Origin of the sequence: Bradyrhizobium sp. LB11.1, assembly GCF_040549385.1 — a bacterium.
In the GTDB taxonomy this organism is placed as follows: Bacteria; Pseudomonadota; Alphaproteobacteria; order Rhizobiales; family Xanthobacteraceae; genus Bradyrhizobium.
Window position 1 is genome coordinate 30,420 of the sequence record NZ_JBEPTH010000002.1, and the last position, 17,286, is coordinate 47,705.

Below are 17,286 nucleotides of genomic sequence, written 5' to 3' on the forward strand. Positions count from 1 at the left end.
GGTTAGCCCGCGCCGTCCTCGGCCTTTTGCTCGTCGGGCGTGGGCGCGGGACAAGCGCGGATGGTCGAGCGGGCAAGCCTGGCATCGGACTTGGACTTGTAAGGACCGTCGCCAAACCAGACGTCGCCGTCGATGACTGGATTGCTGGTCACGATGTTGCATTTTCCGGTGGCGCGATTGCCGACCACCCAGAACAGTCCGTCGGCAAGGCTCATCGTCCCCGACGCCAGCAGCAAGCTACAAGCAAAGATCAAACGCTTCATGGCTTTTGCTCCTGCCATGCAGGTAAACCCGCGGCAGCGGCGACAATAGTCCTTGCGACATAGCGCTTTTGATCGTGGTTAATCGCATCGCGCCGCGACCGTTCGAAAAATGATCGACTTATCGACTAGATGTCGCGGCCTTCGACCTTCTCGGTCAAGGCCTTCACCTGCTCGGGGATTTTCTCGAGGTGCGGATTGACGGCGAGCGCCTTGCGGTAGGCCTCGAGCGCGCGCTTCTCGTCGCCGACGTCCTGCATGATCATGCCAAGCCCCGCGAGCGCGCCGAAATGTCGGGGCTCCCGGATCAGCACCTCGCGGATGTCGGCGAGCGAGCGGGCATAATCGTTCTGCATGTAATAGAGCGTGGCGCGCCGATTCCAGGCTTCGGTGTAGTCGGGGCGGAGCTTGATGACCGAATCCAGCAGCTTGATCGCGATGTCGATCTTCTGCGCATCGACGGCAGCCTTGGCCCGCGCCATCAGGAGAGCGGCGGTGTCGCTCGGCGTCTGGATCCAGATCGCCCAGATCCGCGCCTCGACGTGCTTGGCGCTGACATCGTCAGGCGCAGCCTTCAGCGCGCCGAACAGGAAATCGAGATTCTTGGTGCGGTCGGCCTTGGGCAACTTGGCCGGCGGCTCCGGCAGCTTCTTCTGCTGCTTCGCCGGCGGGGCCGGATCACCCTGCGCCAGCGCCGGCGCGAGGCCGGCGGCTCCGAGAACCAGGGCCAGACACAGCGTGCGTGCGAAAGGGAATCTCATTGCCATGGTGAAAGTCTAAACGCGCAAAGCCGCCCTTGCATAGCAGGGGCGGCGTCAAACTCGTGTGAGACCGTGGTCTTGCGGGAGCGCGCGGTGAGGCGTCCGGCAGGGCAAACTCAGCCCTGACGAGCCTTGAAGCGGCGCTGCACCTTGTTGATCACATAGACCCGGCCCTTGCGGCGGACCAGGCGGTTGGCGCGATGGCGACCGCGCAGCGACTTCAACGAGTTACGGACCTTCATGGCAGAATCCTGAACGTTCGAAAGGCCGTGTTCGGCACTACCGTTTCGGCACGCGCGAATGTGGCAAAATGAGATCTTTCCCGCTGGCGGACCGGCCGCCCGGGATGGGGCGGTTCTTAAGGCATGGCGGGAGGTCATGTCAATGTTAACTGCCCGGTTCCGAACCGGCAAATTCGTGAAAACAACCCCATGCACAGTAGAAACGGCCGGATCGGCCCGATCTATCCATTCGCAGCCAAGCACGGCAAGGACTTTTGCGGGCTACCGTTTTGCCTCCGCAACGCCTTGCCAAATTCGTTATATCATATAATCAATTTGACAACCCGTCGGGAGGACACCAATGCCGAAGCTGAAGCTGCCTGATATCGATGATGTCGTCGCCATCGACATCCACACCCATGCCGAGGAGCCCTGCGGCACCCATGCCGACGACGGCTACGACGATTTCCAGGCGCAGATGGCCGACTATTTCAAGTCGCCGCACAAGCATCCGCCGACCGTGCCGGAGACCGCGGCCTACTACCGCTCCAAGAACATCGCCGCGGTGATCTTCCCGGTCGATGCCGAACGCGAGACCGGCTTCCGCCGCTACAAGAATGAGGAGATGCTGGAGATCGCCTCCGACCATCTCGACGTCCTCATCCCCTTCGTCTCGATCGATCCGCACAAGGGCAAGCTCGGCGTGCGTGAGGCGCGCAAGCTGATCGAGGACTACGGCGTGCGCGGCTTCAAATTCCACCCGACCATGCAGGGCTTCTACGCCAATGACCGCATGGCCTATCCGCTCTACGAAGAGATCAACAATGGCGGCGCGATCGCGCTGTTCCACACCGGCCAGACCGGCGTCGGCTCGGGCATGCCCGGCGGCATGGGCATGCGGCTGAAATATTCCAACCCGATGTACATGGACGACGTCGCGGCTGATTTCCCCGACCTCAAGATCATCCTGGCCCACCCCTCCTTCCCCTGGCAGGAAGAGGCGCTGTCGGTCGCGACCCACAAGCCGAACGTCTATATCGACCTCTCCGGCTGGTCGCCAAAGTATTTCCCGCCGATCCTGGTGCGCTACATCAACTCGATCCTGCAGGACAAGATGCTGTTCGGCTCGGACTGGCCGGTGATCACGCCGGATCGCTGGCTGGCCGACTTCGCCAAGCTCGACATCCGCGACGAAATCCGGCCAAAAGTGTTGAAGGCCAACGCGCGCAAGATTCTGGGGATATAAAGAGCGGCCCACAATCAGCGGCAGCCAGGCGAGATGTTGATCGATGTTGACCCTCGCTAAGATCGCTGTCGTCACGGGCATTCTCCTGATGGGACAGGCCCTCGCCTGTCCCCAAGCTCTGGCTCAATCGAACAGCACGATCGTCGAGATCGAAACGCCGCTGGCGAGTGCGCATCCACTGCAGGGTTACCTGAGGCGACCGAATGGCGCCGGCACGTGGCCGGCCGTCATCCTGCTGCACAGCTGCAATGGCAGTTGGCAACGCATCGACGAACGCTGGGGCAAGCGGATCGCCGGCTGGGGCTATGTCACGCTTTCGGTCGACAGTTTCGGGCCGCGCGGCATCAAGACCGGGTGTCGCGACCGGCCATCAGCCGATTTTACGTCGGACGCGACTCATGCCCTGAATTTTCTGGCAGGCCAGTCGTCGGTTGACGCTGCACGCATCGCCGTCGTTGGGTTCGCGTGGGGTGGCTTCTCCTCCCTCACCTCCGTCGAGCGGGTCACGATCCCGCAGGGCGCACCGAACAAGTTCGGCGCCGCAGCCGCGTTCTGCCCACCTTGCGCAAGTCTGAAGGGAGACATGACCGTTCCGACGCTCATCCTCACCGGTGCACGCGACGAAGTGAATTCAGCGGATGAGTGCCTCAAGCTTGTGTCGGGCCGCAGCAGTTGGGGGATATCACGACAGGCAAACCAGGGAGTTCCGATTCAGCTCGTTGTCTATCCCGACGCCCATCACGGGTTTGATGCGCCTAAGCTCGAAAGCCCACATCGGGATCGCAACATCATTTCGAGTTCAACCAAGCGGCGACAGATCAAGCGGCCCGGGATCTACACACGTTTCTGGATGCAACAATCGGCAGAGATGCCCAATCCAAATAGCGATCAAAGGCCGTCGCCTTCGACGCCTTTGGGACGCTGTAGGACATCCGATCGGTTGCGGAGGAGGATGCGTTTCCGAGCTACGGCGAGATCATCACACAAGTCCGGCAGATCAAGCAGCTCCAATACATATGGTTGCGCTCCCTGATGGCGGCGTAGCGTGCGATCAGTTCACGCTTGCCAGATAGCCCGCCAGAATTGTCCGGCTTTGGCTGAGCGTCTCGATGCGCTCGTCGATCAGGCCGACCTGCTGGGCCAGTATTCTTCGCAGCTCGTTGCATGGCGTGAAGGCGGGATCGTTGTTGCGCACGCACGGTAGCAAGCGCTGGATCGTTTCGAGCGTCATCCCGGCCGCGCCAAGCATTTTGATCCGCCGCACGGTTTGCTCTTCCTCCGGGCCATAATCGCGGTAACCGGACTCGGTCCGCAACGGCGCAAGCAGTCCTTCGGCCTCGTAGTAACGCAGCATTCGGACGCTGACGCCCGTCCTCCGGGAGAGCTCGCCAATTTTCATCTGAAAACCTCTTGACCCTTACAGCGCTGTCAGACCCTACAGGCGGTGTTCATCCAAGTCATGCCGCTTGTGAAGGGAGCAACGATGAAAACCTACCATTTGAATAGCCATGCCGATGCGGGCCGCCTTGTGCGAGCTGACGTCAGCAAGCCCGAACCCGCTAACGGTGAGGTTCGCATCCGGGTCGAAGCGGTCAGTCTGAACTACCGCGACCTCCTGATCCTCGACCGCGCAGGCCAAAACAAGCTTGACGGCCGCGTGCCGCTCTCCGATGGCGCAGGCGTCGTTGACGCCATCGGCTCCAACGTCGCGCAATGGCAGCCCGGAGACCGCGTCGCCGCATCGTTCTTTCGCGATTGGGTCTCGGGACCGTTCAAGTCCAGGTATGTTCCGTCATCCCTCGGTGGCAACACGATGGACGGAATGCTGGCAGAGTATGTCGTGCTGCCGGCAAATGCGCTCGTCCCCGTGCCGCCGCATTTGTCCTCGGTCGAAGCCGCGACCTTGCCTTGTGCCGGCGTCACGGCTTTCCATGGCCTCATCGCTCGCGGTGGGATGGGCAAAGGCGCCACGCTGCTGGTCCAGGGAACAGGCGGCGTCGCGCTGTTCGGACTTCAATTCGCGGCAGCGCTCGGCGCGCGCGCGATCGTGATCTCCTCCTCGGATGAGAAGCTCGCCCGTGCCAAGGCGCTGGGTGGCTCGATCCTCATCAACTACCGCGACACGCCTGACTGGGATGTCGCTTTGATGAAAGCCACGGATGGCGAAGGCGCCGGTCACATTCTCGAACTCGGCGGTCCCGGCACCTATGACCGATCGCTGCGATCGGTCGCATCAGGCGGCAAGATCGTTCAAATCGGCGTTTTGACAGGGTTCGGCCCCAAGCCCGACCTCGCGCGCCTGCAGTGGGAGAATGCCGATATCATTGGCGTTACCGTCGGATCGGTCGAGCATTTCACAGCGATGAACCGCTTCCTGACCGAACATGCGATCCACCCGATCGTCGATCGGGTCTACCGCTTCGACGAAGTCCCCGAAGCCTATGCTCATCTTCGGAGCGGCTCACATTTCGGTAAGATCGTCGTGAAGCTCTAGGGGCCAAAAGCGTCGCAAGGCAAGGTGCTCACTTCGACTTTCCCGCTTGGATCGACATCGCATCGCCTTGTATAGTCCCTGCGACTGCAACGATCCCGGAGGACCGGCCTATGACCATCAAAGCCGTCGTCTTCGACGCCTACGGAACGCTCTACGACATCCAGTCGGTCGCTGAGATCACCGAGGACGCGTTTCCGGGCTACGGCGAGATCATCACGCAGGTCTGGCGGATCAAGCAGCTCGAATACACCTGGATGCGCTCGCTGATGCGGCGCTACCAGGATTTTTCTGCCGTCACGCGCGACTCGCTGGCCTATACGCTGCGCGTGCTCGGGCTTGCCTATGAGAACGAGGCCTTCGAGCGCGTCATCGAGAAGTACCTGCATCTCGATCTCTATTCCGACGCGACGGCAGCGCTCGCGGCGCTCAAGCCGAGAAAGCTTGCCATCCTCTCCAATGGCAGCCCGGACATGCTGAATGCGCTGGTGCGCAATTCCGGCCTCGACCGGCTGCTCGATGCCACCATCAGCGTCGATGCGAAGAAGATCTTCAAGCCGAGCCCGCAGGCCTATGAGCTGATCGGCGAGGCGCTCGGTACTGCACCGGATGAGGTGCTGTTCGTCTCCTCCAATCCCTGGGACGTGGCCGGTGCGAAAGCGTTCGGGCTCAACGTTGCCTGGATCGAGCGGGTGACGCCGGAGGCCATGGCGCTGGCTTGCGTCGAGAACGAACTCGTGGCACCGCTGACCATGTTCAAGGCGATCCGCACCCAGATGGACGAACTCGGCTTCGCACCGGACCATCGCGTCCGTTCGCTCTCGGAACTGCCCGGGATCATCCCTGGATGACCCGGGCGTCGCCGCCCGCCCGTAAGACTGGAATGAGCTGACTGGAATGAGCCTGGAATCCGTTCGCGCCTTCTTCGCCGAGAAAGCCCCCGACATTTCCGTCATGGAATCCCCGATCAGCTCGGCGACCGTGACGCTGGCTGCGGAAGCCTATGGCGTCGAGCCCGGTATGATCGCCAAGACGCTGTCGCTGCGGATCGGCGAGCGCGTGATTCTGATCGTCACCGCCGGCACCTCGCGGATGGACAACAAGAAGGTCAAGGCTGCGTTCGGCGGCAAGCCGAAGATGCTGGGGCTGGAAGAGGTCGCCGAGATCACCGGTCACGAGGTCGGCGGCGTCTGCCCTTTCGGGCTGAGATCACCGCTGCCGGTCTATTGCGACGTGTCGTTGAAGGCATTCGACGTCGTGGTGCCGGCCGCGGGCTCGACCCACAGCGCCGTGCGCATTACGCCGGAGCGGATGGCCGAGCTGACTGCGGCTGAGTGGGTCGACGTCTGCGAGGTCAGGCCGTAAGGCGGCGACGGCGCGGACCGATGCCTGATGCATTTGCCGGTCAGGGAGGCTAGCATAGGGACGATGACCGACGACAAGGTGAAACGACGACTGACCACCGTGCTGTGCGCCGATGTGCACGGCTATTCCCGCCTCATGGAGGCAGACGAGACGGGAACGCTGGAGACGCTCCGCCGCTACCGCATTTCCTTTGCGGGATTGGTCGAGCGTCATGACGGCCGCATCGTGAATACCTGGGGCGATGCAATCATCGCCGAGTTCGCCAGCGTCGTCGAGGCCGTACAATGCGCGGTCGAGATTCAGCAGGAAATTTCCAATCAGGATTCGGACCCGCCTCGCGCGCACCCGATGCGGTTTCGCATCGGCATCAACCTCGGCGATGTGATGGTTGATGGCACCGACATCTATGGCGACGGGGTCAATATCGCGTCGCGGCTGCAAGAACTCGCCGACCCCGGCGGCGTTGTGATCTCGAGCTCGGTCTACGATCAGGTGCACAACAAACTATCCGTTGGCTTCGACTGTCTCGGCCAGCGCCCCCTGAAGAACATTGCGCCCCTGACCAGTTATCGGCTGACCCTCGGCGGCCGGACCGCCGGGCCAGGGAGCTTCCCGAGCGAAGAAAGCCCGACTCTCCGGGAGACAGCGCGTCCTCCGCGGATCGGCAGGCATGAGCCATCCTCGTCGACGAATGTCGTCTCGGATTGGCTGGCGAAGCTGCCCCGCCCGGTTGCAGCGGCCCTCACGGTGTCGGCCTTTTTAATTCTGATCAATCTGTTCACTAACGCGCATAGAATCTGGTTCCATTGGCCGGTCGCCGTATTGCTCTTCGGTGCCCTCTTGCGGATGGCGCTTCGACATCGACCTGAGTCAGACAGCAAGGGCGAGCGCTGAACGGGGCGGTACGACCGCATCTTCGCGCCGACAGCCAGCGCTAATCGTCGTCATCGTCATACGGCCGCGGCTGCACCTGCTGAGGTGGTGGTGGCGGCACGGCGTTGTAGCGCGGCGGCAGAGCCCGATTGCGCGGAACCTGCTGCTGCGACTGCATCTGATTGTTCGACTGAAACACCGCGCGGCATCCGCTCGATAATTGCGGCGTATTCTGCTGCAGGCAGGCCACGATACGGTTCTCGTCAGGAATCTGGTCGCTGCACAGGCGCCACACGTCGGGCGTACAGGCCATTTGTTGTTCCAGCGTGCCGCGATGCTCTTGCGCGAATGCAGCACCCGGCGCCGCGATGCCGCCGATCGAAAGTGCAACACTGAGCGCGATCTGCCCTGTCCGCATGTGCTCGTCCTTCTCAATCCCGCCAATTCTCGTCAATCAATGAGGCGGGAGAAGGTTTCTTGCCGAACAACAAGACGTGAAAGCGAGAATTTGCCTGGAACTTATTCGACCCGTCCGATCTTCTTCACCGCCGTGATCAGCCGCGCGCTGTCGGTCGCCACGAAGTCGGAGAATGCCGGCGCCGCGGAACGGCACGTGCAGCAGTTTGATATCGGCACTGTTGGCAAACATCTCCATCGCCAGGCCGGTTGGGGTAATGCGGCCCGCAACAACGGCAATGCATCAACGGCGCGACGATCGACAAGAACAGGTTGTTTACGAAGCATTATCCATGTTCGCCCCGCTCCGGAACGCATCCCTGCATCCTCCGTTGCCCTGCCGGGGGAGTGTGCGGAGGGAGTGCGTTATGGGAAAATTCGCGACCATCGACGTCGCGCTGGACGAGATGCTGGTGAACCTCGCAGCGATCGTCCTGCGGCTTTCAAAGCCCGACGTCACGTGTACGCCGGAAGCGCGGCACGCCCTGGCGCAATCGGTCCATCAATACGCAGTGTGCGCGGCGCGCTCGACCGACCCGCGTGTTCAGGAATTGAAGTCGCAGCTGGAGGAAACGGTGAAGCCCAGCTTGCGCATTGTCGCAATCGACGGGGTGAAGGTGTCGTAGCGAGAGGTGGTGGGCACGGCGCAAGAGCGCCTTTGCCCACCCTACGAGAGTTGTTCAGGACCATCGACCAGCGAGGTCTCGTAGGGTGGGCAAAGCGAAGCGTGCCCACGATCACTCGCCGAAAAATGCCCCGCAATATCCCGCATGTCGCCTCCCCAATCCAGGGGAAGTGTGCCGTTGTCGACGTAGCGGTGGAAGCTGCTAAGCGACCAATCGCACACGCGCGGGACAAGACCGTGCTTCACGGGATTGAAATGAATGTAATCGACGTGGCGCTCCAAATCCGCGTCATCGCGGATTGCGTGCTCCCAGTAGCGGCGCTGCCAAATTCCCTTTTCGCGCTTCTTCAATTTGCTCATTGAAGGCGGGCCAGCCTCCAAGCCGCGCGAAAAGCCGGCTTTGATCAGATTCCAACGCAATGAAAAGTCAATGTTCCCCTCCGGCAGGGTCCAAATCGCGTGGAGATGGTCAGGCAAGATACAAATTGCGACCGTTTCGAATGGCCGGCGTTGAAAGACGGTTCGATAGATTCGTCTCAGGCGATCAGCTTGGTCGACGAGCAGGGTGCTCGACCGATCTGCGAGCACGACAGTGAAGAAGAACATCTTGCCTTGTGCTCGCCGATACCGAGACAATTGCGATCTCCCTCAGGCGAAGGCGTGGGCACGCTTCGCTTTGCCCACCCTACGACAGCTTGCGAAGACGATAGACTAGCGAGATCTCGTAGGGTGGGCAAAGGCGCAAAGCGCCGTGCCCACGCAGTGATCTACCCCGCCTTCCCGCCTTTCTTCGGCCGCCGCTTGCAGGTGCCCGGCAGCTTTGCTGCGAGAAAATCGCCGAGCGCTTCAACGCGCGCGGGGCGCGGGCCGCCGGGTGGGGTTACGAGGTGCACGGCGCCTTCGGCCTGCTTCCAGTCCTTCAGGATCACTTCGACGGCGCCGGAGGAGATGGCATCGCCGACGATGAATTCGGGCAACTCGGCGATGCCGAGGCCGGCGATCAGGGCCGGCATCACGGCTTCGCCATTGTTGACGCGAAGCTGGCCACCGGGGCGGACGCTGGCCTGCTCGCCGGCCGAATTGGTGTAGTGCCAGACGTTCGGCGTGGAGAGATAGGCGTAGCTGAAGCATTTGTGCTCGGCGAGATGCATCGGATGCGTCGGCCGGCCATGCTTCTTGAGATAGGACGGCGCGGCCACCGTGAAGCGTGGCATGGTGAAGAGCCGTCGCGCGATCAGTGAAGAGTCCGGCAGCCGCGCGATCCGCACCGCCATGTCAAAGCCTTCGCCGATGAGATCAACGGTCGCATCGCTCAAATGCAGGTCGACCGAGACCTCCGGATAGGTCTCGAAAAACTCCGGCAGCAACGGCGCCACCGCCTTGATCCCGAACGTCATGGGCACCGCGAGCCGCACCAGGCCGCGCGGCGCCACCGATTGCGCCAGCGCCTCGTTCTCGGCCGCCTCACCGTCGGCGAGCAGGCGCGTCGCGCGATCGGCAAGCTTGTGCCCGGCATCGGTCAGCGCGAGCCGGCGCGAGGTGCGGTTGAACAGGCGGGCGCCGAGCCGCTCCTCCAGCCGGGTCACGGCCTTCGACACCGTGGCCTTGGACATTGCTAGCTCGCTCGCAGCCCCCGCAAACGACCGTAATTCCACGACTTTTGCGAAGATCGCGAGCGCCTCGAAATCGGGCAGATTTGCCATGCAACCGATCCAATCAGGATATTTAAGGAAACAATGTGTTTCGACAGTTTCTATTTCTATACCACAAGCGGAGGCTTATCCAAGGGTCATCGGAAGTTCAGGACTGGAGAAATCCAAATGACCAAGAAGCTCTCAGGCAAGGTTGCCCTCGTCACCGGCGGCTCGCGCGGCATCGGCGCAGCCTCGGCCCGCGCTCTCGCAGATGAAGGCGCGGCCGTCGCCATCAGCTACGTCGCTTCGCCCGAGAAGGCCGAAGCTGTCGTCACCGAATTGAAGGCCAAGGGGGTCAAGGCCCGCGCCTTTAGGGCCGACCAGGCCTCCGCCAAGGACGTGACGAAACTCGTCAACGACGTCGCCAAGGAGTTCGGCCATCTCGACATCCTCGTCAACAATGCCGGTGTCGCCAATGGCGGCGCGATCGACGACGCGAATGCAGATACGGCTGCGCTGGAGCGGCAGGACCAGGTCAACGTGCATGGCGTGATCGCGGCGATCCGTGCTGCCTCGCAGTTGATGGGTGAAGGCGGCCGCATCGTCACCGTCGGATCCATGCTCGCCGACCGCGCCTCGTTCCCCGGCCTTGCCGACTACGTCGCCACCAAGGCGGCCGTGGTCGGTTACACCAAGGGCGCGGCGCGTGACCTCGGTCCGCGCGGCATCACCGTGAACGTGGTGCAGCCCGGTTCGATCGACACCGATATGAACCCGAAGGATGGCGGCGAGTTCGCGGAGACCCAGCGCAAGCAGCACGCGCTGCAGCGCTTCGGCCGGCCTGAGGAAGTCGCAGCCGGCGTGGTCTTCCTTGCGAGCCCCGAAGCCTCCTTCGTCACCGGCACCGTGCTCAATGTCGACGGCGGGTTTGGTGCCTGATCAAGGCGCCAACCCACTCACACAAGGATTACGCAAATGATCGAACTCAGACCGTTTAATAAACTCGGCGGCGCCGATCACGGCTGGCTGAAAGCAAAACATCATTTCTCCTTCGCAAGCCATTATGACCCGAACAACATGGGCCATGGCGTCTTGCGAGTGTGGAACGACGACGAGATCGCGCCGAATACCGGCTTTCCCGCCCATCCCCACGCCAACATGGAAATCATCACCTATGTGCGTGAAGGCGCGATCACCCATCAGGACAGTCTCGGCAACGAGGGCCGCACTGAAGCCGGCGACGTGCAGGTGATGAGCGCCGGCAGCGGCATCCGCCACTCCGAGTACAATCTCGAGCCGACGCAGACCCGGATCTTCCAGATCTGGATCGAGCCGACGCTGCGCGGGGGACAGCCGACCTGGGGCTCGAAACCGTTTCCGAAGGCGGATCGCTCCGGCAAGCTCGTCACCATCGCGAGCGGGATCGAAGGTGATACCGACGCGCTGCCGATCCGCGCCGATGCGCGGGTGCTCGCCACCACGCTGAAGGCCGGCGAGAGCGCTGAGTACGAGCCGAACAAGTCACGGAACCTCTATCTGGTGCCGGCGGCAGGCGCGGTCGAGATCAACGGCGTGCGCGTCAACGCCCGCGATGGCGCCGCGATCCGCGACGAGGCCAGGCTGACAATCACCGCGCTGGAAGATTCCGAGCTCGTGCTCGTCGATGCGGCGTAAGCGCCGCTCACACAACAACGTCCATCAGATCCCAACGGAGACCATCATGACCAAAGTTCTCGTCCTGTATTATTCGGCCTATGGCCACATCGAAGCGATGGCCAATGCCGTCGCTGAAGGCGCCCGCGAGGCCGGCGCCACCGTCGACATCAAGCGCGTGCCCGAGCTGGTGCCCGCCGAGGTCGCCAAGGCCTCGTATTACAAGGTCGACCAGGCGGCCCCGGTCGCTGAGATCGCGGACCTCGCGAATTACGACGCGATCATCGTCGGCACCGGCACCCGCTTCGGCCGCATGGCCTCGCAGATGGCGAACTTCCTCGACCAGGCCGGCGGGCTCTGGGCCAAGGGCGCATTGCACGGCAAGGTCGGCGGCGCCTTCACCGCAACCGCGACCCAGCATGGCGGCCAGGAGACGACGCTGTTCTCGATCATCACCAATCTCCTGCATTTCGGCATGACGGTGGTTGGCCTGAACTACGGCTTCGCCGGCCAGATGAAGCTCGATGAAGTGACCGGCGGTTCGCCCTATGGCGCGACCACGATCACTGGCGGCGACGGCAGCCGCCAGCCCAGCGCCAATGAGCTGGCCGGCGCGCGCTATCAGGGGCGCCAGATCGCGGAGGCCGCCAAGAAGCTTAATGGCTGAGCTTCACGCCTAAGCTTCGCAACCGGTTGCGATTGGGGTGGCGGTCCCTTGTGAGAACGCCACCCCATGAGGCCTTAGGCCTGCGTGATGTCCGCGTGTGCCGGGATGCTGACCGCCGGCGCAGATGCGGGCGCTGTTGAAAGCCACCAGCCGTCGCCGGCGAACCAGCAGGTGTCGTCGGGCGCGTCCCCCCGTCGCAACGACTGCACGCTCTCCCAACCCTTGGCGAATGCCTCGGCCAATCGCCTTCCGGCCTCCGCATCCTGAAGTCCCGCGCAGCCGATGAACTGGGCCCGGCCCAAGAATTTCGCCGGCCAGACCGTCCCCTGCTCCGGGCGCGTGATCATCAACATGCCGCCGAGCACGCCCTCCGGCGCCAGCGGAAACATCAGCCGGCCGCCGGGCCGCAACGCCGCCAGCCATTCCGTGGCCGGCTGTGCCGCGCCCGCGCAGACATAAATCACGTCGACATCAGGCAAATCGGATGCAATGCCCGAGCGCTCGCGCAGCTCGACCGTGGCGATGTCCTTCAGATTCTCGCGTGCAAGCCCCGCCAGGCGCTCGTCGATCTCATAGGCATAGACGCGGCCATTGGGACCGGCGAGTTCGGCGAGAATGGCGGTGTAATAGCCGGTGCCCGCACCGATCTGCAGCACGGTCTCGCCTTCCCTGACGCCGCAGCCGCTCAGCCAATAAGCGTGCGCGCCGGGCATGCCGATGTTGACGCCACGCTCGGGATCCAGCGCCAGCAGCGCGTTCTGATAGAGAAAGGCTGGATCGTCATCAGGCGTCACGACGTAAGCGTGGCCGCCGAACGAGATCGACCACGGCCCGGGTCCGGCGAAGGGTTCGCGCCTCACGTTGCGAAAGGCCTGCGCGATACGCGGGTCTGTCGTCTTGGCCGCAGCGCAAATCAACTGCGCGAAGAATGCACGAAATTTTTCCGATCTATCGTCCATGTCGCCTCCTGGCGGAACGACGATAGCACAATCACTGCGATATTCGAGTGACCCTGCAACCCGCGAGCGTCGGTCGCTCTAGCGCGTGCCCTTGCCAATCACCCGCGCAGCGATCGCGGCGAGCTTCGGATGGCGGCGCAAGCCTTGTGCAGCATGGTCGCGCAGGACATAGGGCAGCCCGCGCCAGGACAGGGCGACGCTGACATCGGTCAGGGCGACCTGCTCGGCGCCGAAGCGGCGCTTGTAATCGTGATTGCCGATGCTGAGATCGAAGCGCCGCACGCCTTGCGCATGCAACGCCGCCATGGTGCGTTCGGTCACGAGCAGCCCCGGCGAGCAGTTCGCCCATTGCTTGCCGGCATGGCCGATCCGCAGCAAATAATAGGTCGCGCCGTATCTGACGCCGAGCGTGGTCGCGACGATGCCCTCGTCGCAGACCAGCGCTGAGATCACCGCATAGCCTTCCGCAACACCCTGCCGGGCCACGTCGCGGTAGAACCCGGCATAAGCCTCGTCGTTGAGGACGAACCGCGAGCCGAGCTTCTGCATGCGCTCCTGCTGTTGGACGTCCATCACGTCGAGAAGCTCGTGCGCGCGCGCAACGTCCGTGGCGATCTCGAACCGCGCGCCGGCATGACGGCTGAACACGCGCCAGCATCGCGGCATCTGCATGCGCTTGATCGAGGCCTGATAGTCCGCATAGTCGTCGCCGGTCAGAACGAGATTGCCGTTGAGCGAGCAGGAGCCGGAACGGCCGAGCGACACCAGCGGGTTCGGCCTGGCGCCGACATAGGCCGGCAACTTCTTCAGGCGCAGCAGATCGAAGCCATCAGGCAAGGCGCGCAAGGCCCCGACCAGCGCCGCGCTGATCGCTTGCGCGCCGGTCGCATCGAACGTCGCATCACAGGCCAGGATCGGAGCGTTGTTGTCGGAGACACCGAGATCGGCAAACTCGACGACGCGGATGCCGCGCCTGACGTGGCTGAACATCGGCACCATCGCGATGTCCTTGCCGCTCGTCGTATCGGTGATGATCGCGATCAGTGGTGCTACGCCATGAAAGGCATCGTACCAGGCATTGAGCCAGTAACCATGCTGAAACGCGGTGCGATGGCCGGCACTCAGGCGCAATGCGGCCTGTCCCCAGTCACGCAAGAAATCGACTGAGATTCCTGACGTGCTGGACACCCGACTATCTAGTTGCTCGAGGCTGAGAAACGCCATTCGCTGGGCATACATTTACTGAACGTTCCCAGATAGATTATCTTTTGCCGCAGACCACAAGTTACGTCGCTGCTTATCGTTAAGCCGATACCGGCAGCAGCGCGCAATGTCCCGATATGGAACGCCCGGCTGCGACAAGCTGTCACCCGCCGGGTTCCATTCGCGAGACGCATTGGAATCTGGCCAGGAAGTGCAGTCCGGCCACGGCAAGCACGAACATGAACCAGACCGGATTCTGCCGTTCGAGCAGAAAGGTCTCGGTCGTGCCGAAATACAGCCCGAACAGCCAGATGGTCAGGAACAGCTTGCCCAGTGCGTTGCTGCGGTTGTGAGCCTGGGTCTCCTGAAAATTGCGAAGCGGCGCGAGAACGAAGATGAGAACGACCAGCAGCAGGCCCGGCAGGCCAATGGTGACGGCAAGGTCGAGATAGCTGTTATGGCTGTGTGCCGCGGTCACCGCCCATTCGGAGCCCTTGGCCGTCTGCCGTTCGGTGACGTCATCCCAGAACGCCGCATAACCGTGGCCAATGATCGGCTTTTCCGCCACCGCTGCGAGCGCGAACTCCCAGATGTCGGAACGGCCGGTGAAGGTGGGATCGACCGGGAGCGCTCGCGTGATGCCGCCGAGCGCCGGGCTCATGACGCTGCCGACCGTCAGCAAATTCATCACGATCAGCGGCGCGAAACAGATGATCCGCTTCAGCCACAGGCTGCGCGTGACGTAGACGAGCGACGCCAGGGCATAAATGGCCAGGCACAACACCGACGATGTCTTGCCGCCGGTGAAGATCAGGAAGATGCCGGCCAGCAGCGCGATCGCCGGGCCCATCACGAAGGAGCCGACGGCAGAGAGGTAAATGCCGACATAGACCAGAATGGTCATCACCGGCGAGGCGACGTTCTTGTGGCCGAAGCTGCCGCGCCAGTCGCCGGCGAGCTGCGGCTCGGTGATGTCGAGTGCGCTGTGGATCGAATATTGCGGAGCCAAAAAGACGCCGAGAAAGCACAGCGCCAATAGCACCAGTGCGGCACCACCGAGACACTGATTGAAGCTCCGTTGCGTCGGCGGCAGCAGCGGCAGGATCACCGCGAGCGAGGTGACGCTTGCGGCGAGCACGAAGCGCTGGATCGACACCTCGCGGCTCTCGGAGAGAACGACGTTGATCAGCATCCAGCCGACGAGGCAGAGATGCAGCGGCGTCACCAGCGTCTTCAGCGAGGGCGCATCGGTGGTGAGAACAAGCATCACCCCAACTACGGCGAGCAGGCCGAAGGTGACGTAGTTCAGCGCCATGCGTCCGCCGACGACGGTGGCGACGTCCTCGCTACGCAGATCGGGGAACGGATCGAGCGTGATCATGACCAGCAGCAGAGCCACCACCACGACGAGGCAACGCGCCATCTGGACGACATTCAGCTTCGCAAGCTCGTCACGCAGCGCGTGACCGAGCGACCGGGCCTCGACGTCAGTCATGTCTGCGGCGCTGCGATCCATGCCTCAAGGCCGAATGCGGGACAAGGGGGGCCTCCGAGGTCTAACCCATCCCCGTTAACCATCCGTCAACCAGCATGCCGGAGGCGGCAGGTGCCCGCTGCTGCCGCGCGACGCTGCGTGCGATCTCGTAATATTGCAGCGCGCGCTCTTCCAGCGTGAGGTTGTCCATGATGTAGCCGCGTGGATCGAATTGGCCGGAGGTGCAGCCGGTCCAGAAATCAGTCCAGCGCCCCTCGAAGCCGGTGCGGTCGACGAATTTGAGACCGCAGCGATCGTCCCAATAGGGCACCGACGACACCGGCTCGAACTGCACGCGGTGTGGATAATAGTCGGGATCAGGCCACGGGCCGCCGGGATCCCAGGCGAACACCGGCACGCCGCTGGACAGGGCCTGCTGATAGGCAATGCCCTGGCTCTCGTTCTGGCACAGGAAGATCATCGCACGCGAACGCGCCAGCGCCGCCTGATAGTCTTCTTCCTTGTAGCTGCCGTAGCGCAACTCGGTGAAGGAGCGGCCTTCCTTGATCAGTCGCGCACGAACCGGCTCGACCAGCTCCGGCACGTAGCGGCCGCGATCCCAGCTGACCTTGTCGTAGAGGAGAACGTCGACGGTCTTGTCGCGCGGGCGCGACGGCGTCCACAGACCGGTATCAATGCCGACCGGCCAGGCTTCCGTCTCCGGCCAATGCGGCCGGTACATCTCGGCGTACCACGGACCGGGCACCACGACCTTCTTGACCGGAAGACGCTTGAACAGATCGGGATCGTCGAATGGATGATTGTGCGCGGCCACTCCGAGCAGAATCGGATTTTTCCACGCGAACTTGTCGAGCAGGAAGGTGCGGCCGATGATGCAGGCGACTTCTTCCGGATGCTTCGCGATGTAGCCGTAGTCGTTGATGCGATAGCGGATATCGAGTCGGTCGAGCCCGGCGCAAAGATTGAGGAAGACGCGCAGCTGTCCGCTCATGCGCGGCTCGCCGAACAGCATCTTGCGCGCCATGCGCCGCAGATGCCGGTCGCCGGCAAACCAGCGATCATCCTTGTCCTCGTAGAACAGGTTGAGGATCATATCGTCGGGATTGTAGTCGAACGTCTTTGCGGGCACTGGATCCATCCGCGGCAATCAGGCCTGCATTCTCGCATGAGACCGGCTGTCGCACCTCTCGAAAGCCGCTACAGGCTTAACGCCACAGGTTTAACGCTAATCTACGAAACCGCCGACACGACGGCCTTCGCATCAACGATTTGATCGTTATGTAGGTATCATCCGCGCCAGCCAGGACAAGCGGTTGCCGCCTTCGCCTGGTTAACAGATCATTAAAACGACGAGCCTTCGCTTGACCCTCGCCGACG

Annotated in this window: 20 protein-coding genes and 2 pseudogenes; 11 read left to right on the forward strand and 11 right to left on the reverse strand. The window is 62.7% G+C overall.

Translation table 11 applies throughout. The features are described from left to right. Positions 1–2 precede the first annotated feature (2 nt). From ABIA96_RS04030 to ykgO, 3 genes are all read right to left on the reverse strand, one after another. The gene (locus tag ABIA96_RS04030; protein WP_354135747.1) at positions 3–263 is read right to left on the reverse strand and encodes a hypothetical protein; all 261 of its coding nucleotides are present in this window, start codon (positions 261–263) and stop codon (positions 3–5) included. 125 nt (positions 264–388) lie between these two features. Continuing rightward, positions 389–1,027, reverse strand: a complete 639-nt coding sequence (locus tag ABIA96_RS04035; RefSeq protein ID WP_354135748.1) for a tetratricopeptide repeat protein — start codon at positions 1,025–1,027, stop codon at positions 389–391. 110 nt (positions 1,028–1,137) lie between these two features. Continuing rightward, on the reverse strand, positions 1,138–1,263 hold the full coding sequence (ykgO, locus tag ABIA96_RS04040; protein ID WP_006611362.1) for a type B 50S ribosomal protein L36: 126 nt from the start codon (positions 1,261–1,263) through the stop codon (positions 1,138–1,140). Positions 1,264–1,603: 340 nt separating this feature from the next. Between ykgO and ABIA96_RS04045 the strand changes: the two genes are divergently transcribed. The 3 genes and pseudogenes from ABIA96_RS04045 to ABIA96_RS04055 form a co-directional block, all read left to right on the forward strand. Next, the gene (locus ABIA96_RS04045; protein WP_354135749.1) at positions 1,604–2,488 is read left to right on the forward strand and encodes an amidohydrolase family protein; all 885 of its coding nucleotides are present in this window, start codon (positions 1,604–1,606) and stop codon (positions 2,486–2,488) included. 88 nt (positions 2,489–2,576) lie between these two features. Continuing rightward, a pseudogene (locus tag ABIA96_RS04050) lies at positions 2,577–3,194 on the forward strand (dienelactone hydrolase family protein); the annotation flags it as partial. A 224-nt stretch (positions 3,195–3,418) separates the two neighbouring features. Beyond that, positions 3,419–3,523 (forward strand): annotated as a pseudogene (locus ABIA96_RS04055) (haloacid dehalogenase type II); the annotation flags it as partial. 16 nt (positions 3,524–3,539) lie between these two features. Here ABIA96_RS04055 and ABIA96_RS04060 read toward each other — a convergent pair. After that, positions 3,540–3,887 (reverse strand): MerR family transcriptional regulator, encoded by a 348-nt coding sequence (locus ABIA96_RS04060; RefSeq protein WP_354135750.1) that lies wholly within the window; start codon positions 3,885–3,887, stop codon positions 3,540–3,542. Between the two features lie 84 nt (positions 3,888–3,971). On the opposite strand from ABIA96_RS04060, the gene ABIA96_RS04065 reads away from it, so the two are divergent. From ABIA96_RS04065 to ABIA96_RS04080, 4 genes are all read left to right on the forward strand, one after another. Then, positions 3,972–4,982: a zinc-dependent alcohol dehydrogenase family protein gene (locus tag ABIA96_RS04065; RefSeq protein ID WP_354135751.1), complete on the forward strand. Its 1,011-nt coding sequence runs from the start codon at positions 3,972–3,974 to the stop codon at positions 4,980–4,982. 110 nt (positions 4,983–5,092) lie between these two features. Continuing rightward, positions 5,093–5,830, forward strand: coding sequence for a haloacid dehalogenase type II (locus tag ABIA96_RS04070; protein WP_354135752.1), 738 nt, complete (start codon positions 5,093–5,095; stop codon positions 5,828–5,830). A 46-nt stretch (positions 5,831–5,876) separates the two neighbouring features. Then, a complete protein-coding gene (locus tag ABIA96_RS04075; protein WP_354135753.1) occupies positions 5,877–6,344 on the forward strand; it encodes a YbaK/EbsC family protein in 468 nt (155 codons plus the stop codon). A 63-nt stretch (positions 6,345–6,407) separates the two neighbouring features. Next, the gene (locus ABIA96_RS04080) at positions 6,408–7,238 is read left to right on the forward strand and encodes an adenylate/guanylate cyclase domain-containing protein (protein ID WP_354135754.1); all 831 of its coding nucleotides are present in this window, start codon (positions 6,408–6,410) and stop codon (positions 7,236–7,238) included. A gap of 40 nt (positions 7,239–7,278) precedes the next feature. Here ABIA96_RS04080 and ABIA96_RS04085 read toward each other — a convergent pair whose 3' ends face one another. Next, complete coding sequence (locus ABIA96_RS04085; protein ID WP_354135755.1) at positions 7,279–7,635, reverse strand: hypothetical protein; 357 nt, start codon at positions 7,633–7,635, stop codon at positions 7,279–7,281. A gap of 406 nt (positions 7,636–8,041) precedes the next feature. Here ABIA96_RS04085 and ABIA96_RS04090 point away from each other — a divergent pair, with 406 nt between their 5' ends. Continuing rightward, the gene (locus ABIA96_RS04090) at positions 8,042–8,299 is read left to right on the forward strand and encodes a hypothetical protein (protein ID WP_354135756.1); all 258 of its coding nucleotides are present in this window, start codon (positions 8,042–8,044) and stop codon (positions 8,297–8,299) included. Positions 8,300–8,340: 41 nt separating this feature from the next. Here the strand turns inward: ABIA96_RS04090 and ABIA96_RS04095 are convergent, their stop codons facing one another. Next, the gene (locus ABIA96_RS04095; protein WP_502918799.1) at positions 8,341–8,934 is read right to left on the reverse strand and encodes an REP-associated tyrosine transposase; all 594 of its coding nucleotides are present in this window, start codon (positions 8,932–8,934) and stop codon (positions 8,341–8,343) included. 131 nt (positions 8,935–9,065) lie between these two features. Beyond that, positions 9,066–10,001 (reverse strand): LysR family transcriptional regulator, encoded by a 936-nt coding sequence (locus ABIA96_RS04100; RefSeq protein WP_354135758.1) that lies wholly within the window; start codon positions 9,999–10,001, stop codon positions 9,066–9,068. A gap of 117 nt (positions 10,002–10,118) precedes the next feature. On the opposite strand from ABIA96_RS04100, the gene ABIA96_RS04105 reads away from it, so the two are divergent. Genes ABIA96_RS04105 through wrbA form a run of 3 tightly spaced genes read left to right on the forward strand, consistent with a single transcriptional unit; the run spans position 10,119 to position 12,252 of the window. Beyond that, complete coding sequence (locus tag ABIA96_RS04105) at positions 10,119–10,871, forward strand: SDR family NAD(P)-dependent oxidoreductase (RefSeq protein ID WP_354135759.1); 753 nt, start codon at positions 10,119–10,121, stop codon at positions 10,869–10,871. 36 nt (positions 10,872–10,907) lie between these two features. Further along, complete coding sequence (locus tag ABIA96_RS04110) at positions 10,908–11,606, forward strand: pirin family protein (protein WP_354135760.1); 699 nt, start codon at positions 10,908–10,910, stop codon at positions 11,604–11,606. Between the two features lie 46 nt (positions 11,607–11,652). Further along, positions 11,653–12,252: an NAD(P)H:quinone oxidoreductase gene (gene wrbA / locus ABIA96_RS04115; protein WP_354135761.1), complete on the forward strand. Its 600-nt coding sequence runs from the start codon at positions 11,653–11,655 to the stop codon at positions 12,250–12,252. A gap of 74 nt (positions 12,253–12,326) precedes the next feature. Here wrbA and ABIA96_RS04120 read toward each other — a convergent pair whose 3' ends face one another. From ABIA96_RS04120 to ABIA96_RS04135, 4 genes are all read right to left on the reverse strand, one after another. After that, the gene (locus ABIA96_RS04120) at positions 12,327–13,211 is read right to left on the reverse strand and encodes a protein-L-isoaspartate O-methyltransferase family protein (RefSeq protein ID WP_354135762.1); all 885 of its coding nucleotides are present in this window, start codon (positions 13,209–13,211) and stop codon (positions 12,327–12,329) included. Positions 13,212–13,289: 78 nt separating this feature from the next. Next, entirely contained in the window at positions 13,290–14,435 is a 1,146-nt protein-coding gene (locus ABIA96_RS04125) for a GNAT family N-acetyltransferase (RefSeq protein ID WP_354136410.1), read from the reverse strand. Between the two features lie 142 nt (positions 14,436–14,577). Then, entirely contained in the window at positions 14,578–15,930 is a 1,353-nt protein-coding gene (locus ABIA96_RS04130; protein ID WP_354135763.1) for an O-antigen ligase family protein, read from the reverse strand. Positions 15,931–15,970: 40 nt separating this feature from the next. Further along, positions 15,971–17,038, reverse strand: coding sequence for a glycosyltransferase (locus ABIA96_RS04135; RefSeq protein ID WP_354135764.1), 1,068 nt, complete (start codon positions 17,036–17,038; stop codon positions 15,971–15,973). Positions 17,039–17,286 lie beyond the last annotated feature (248 nt).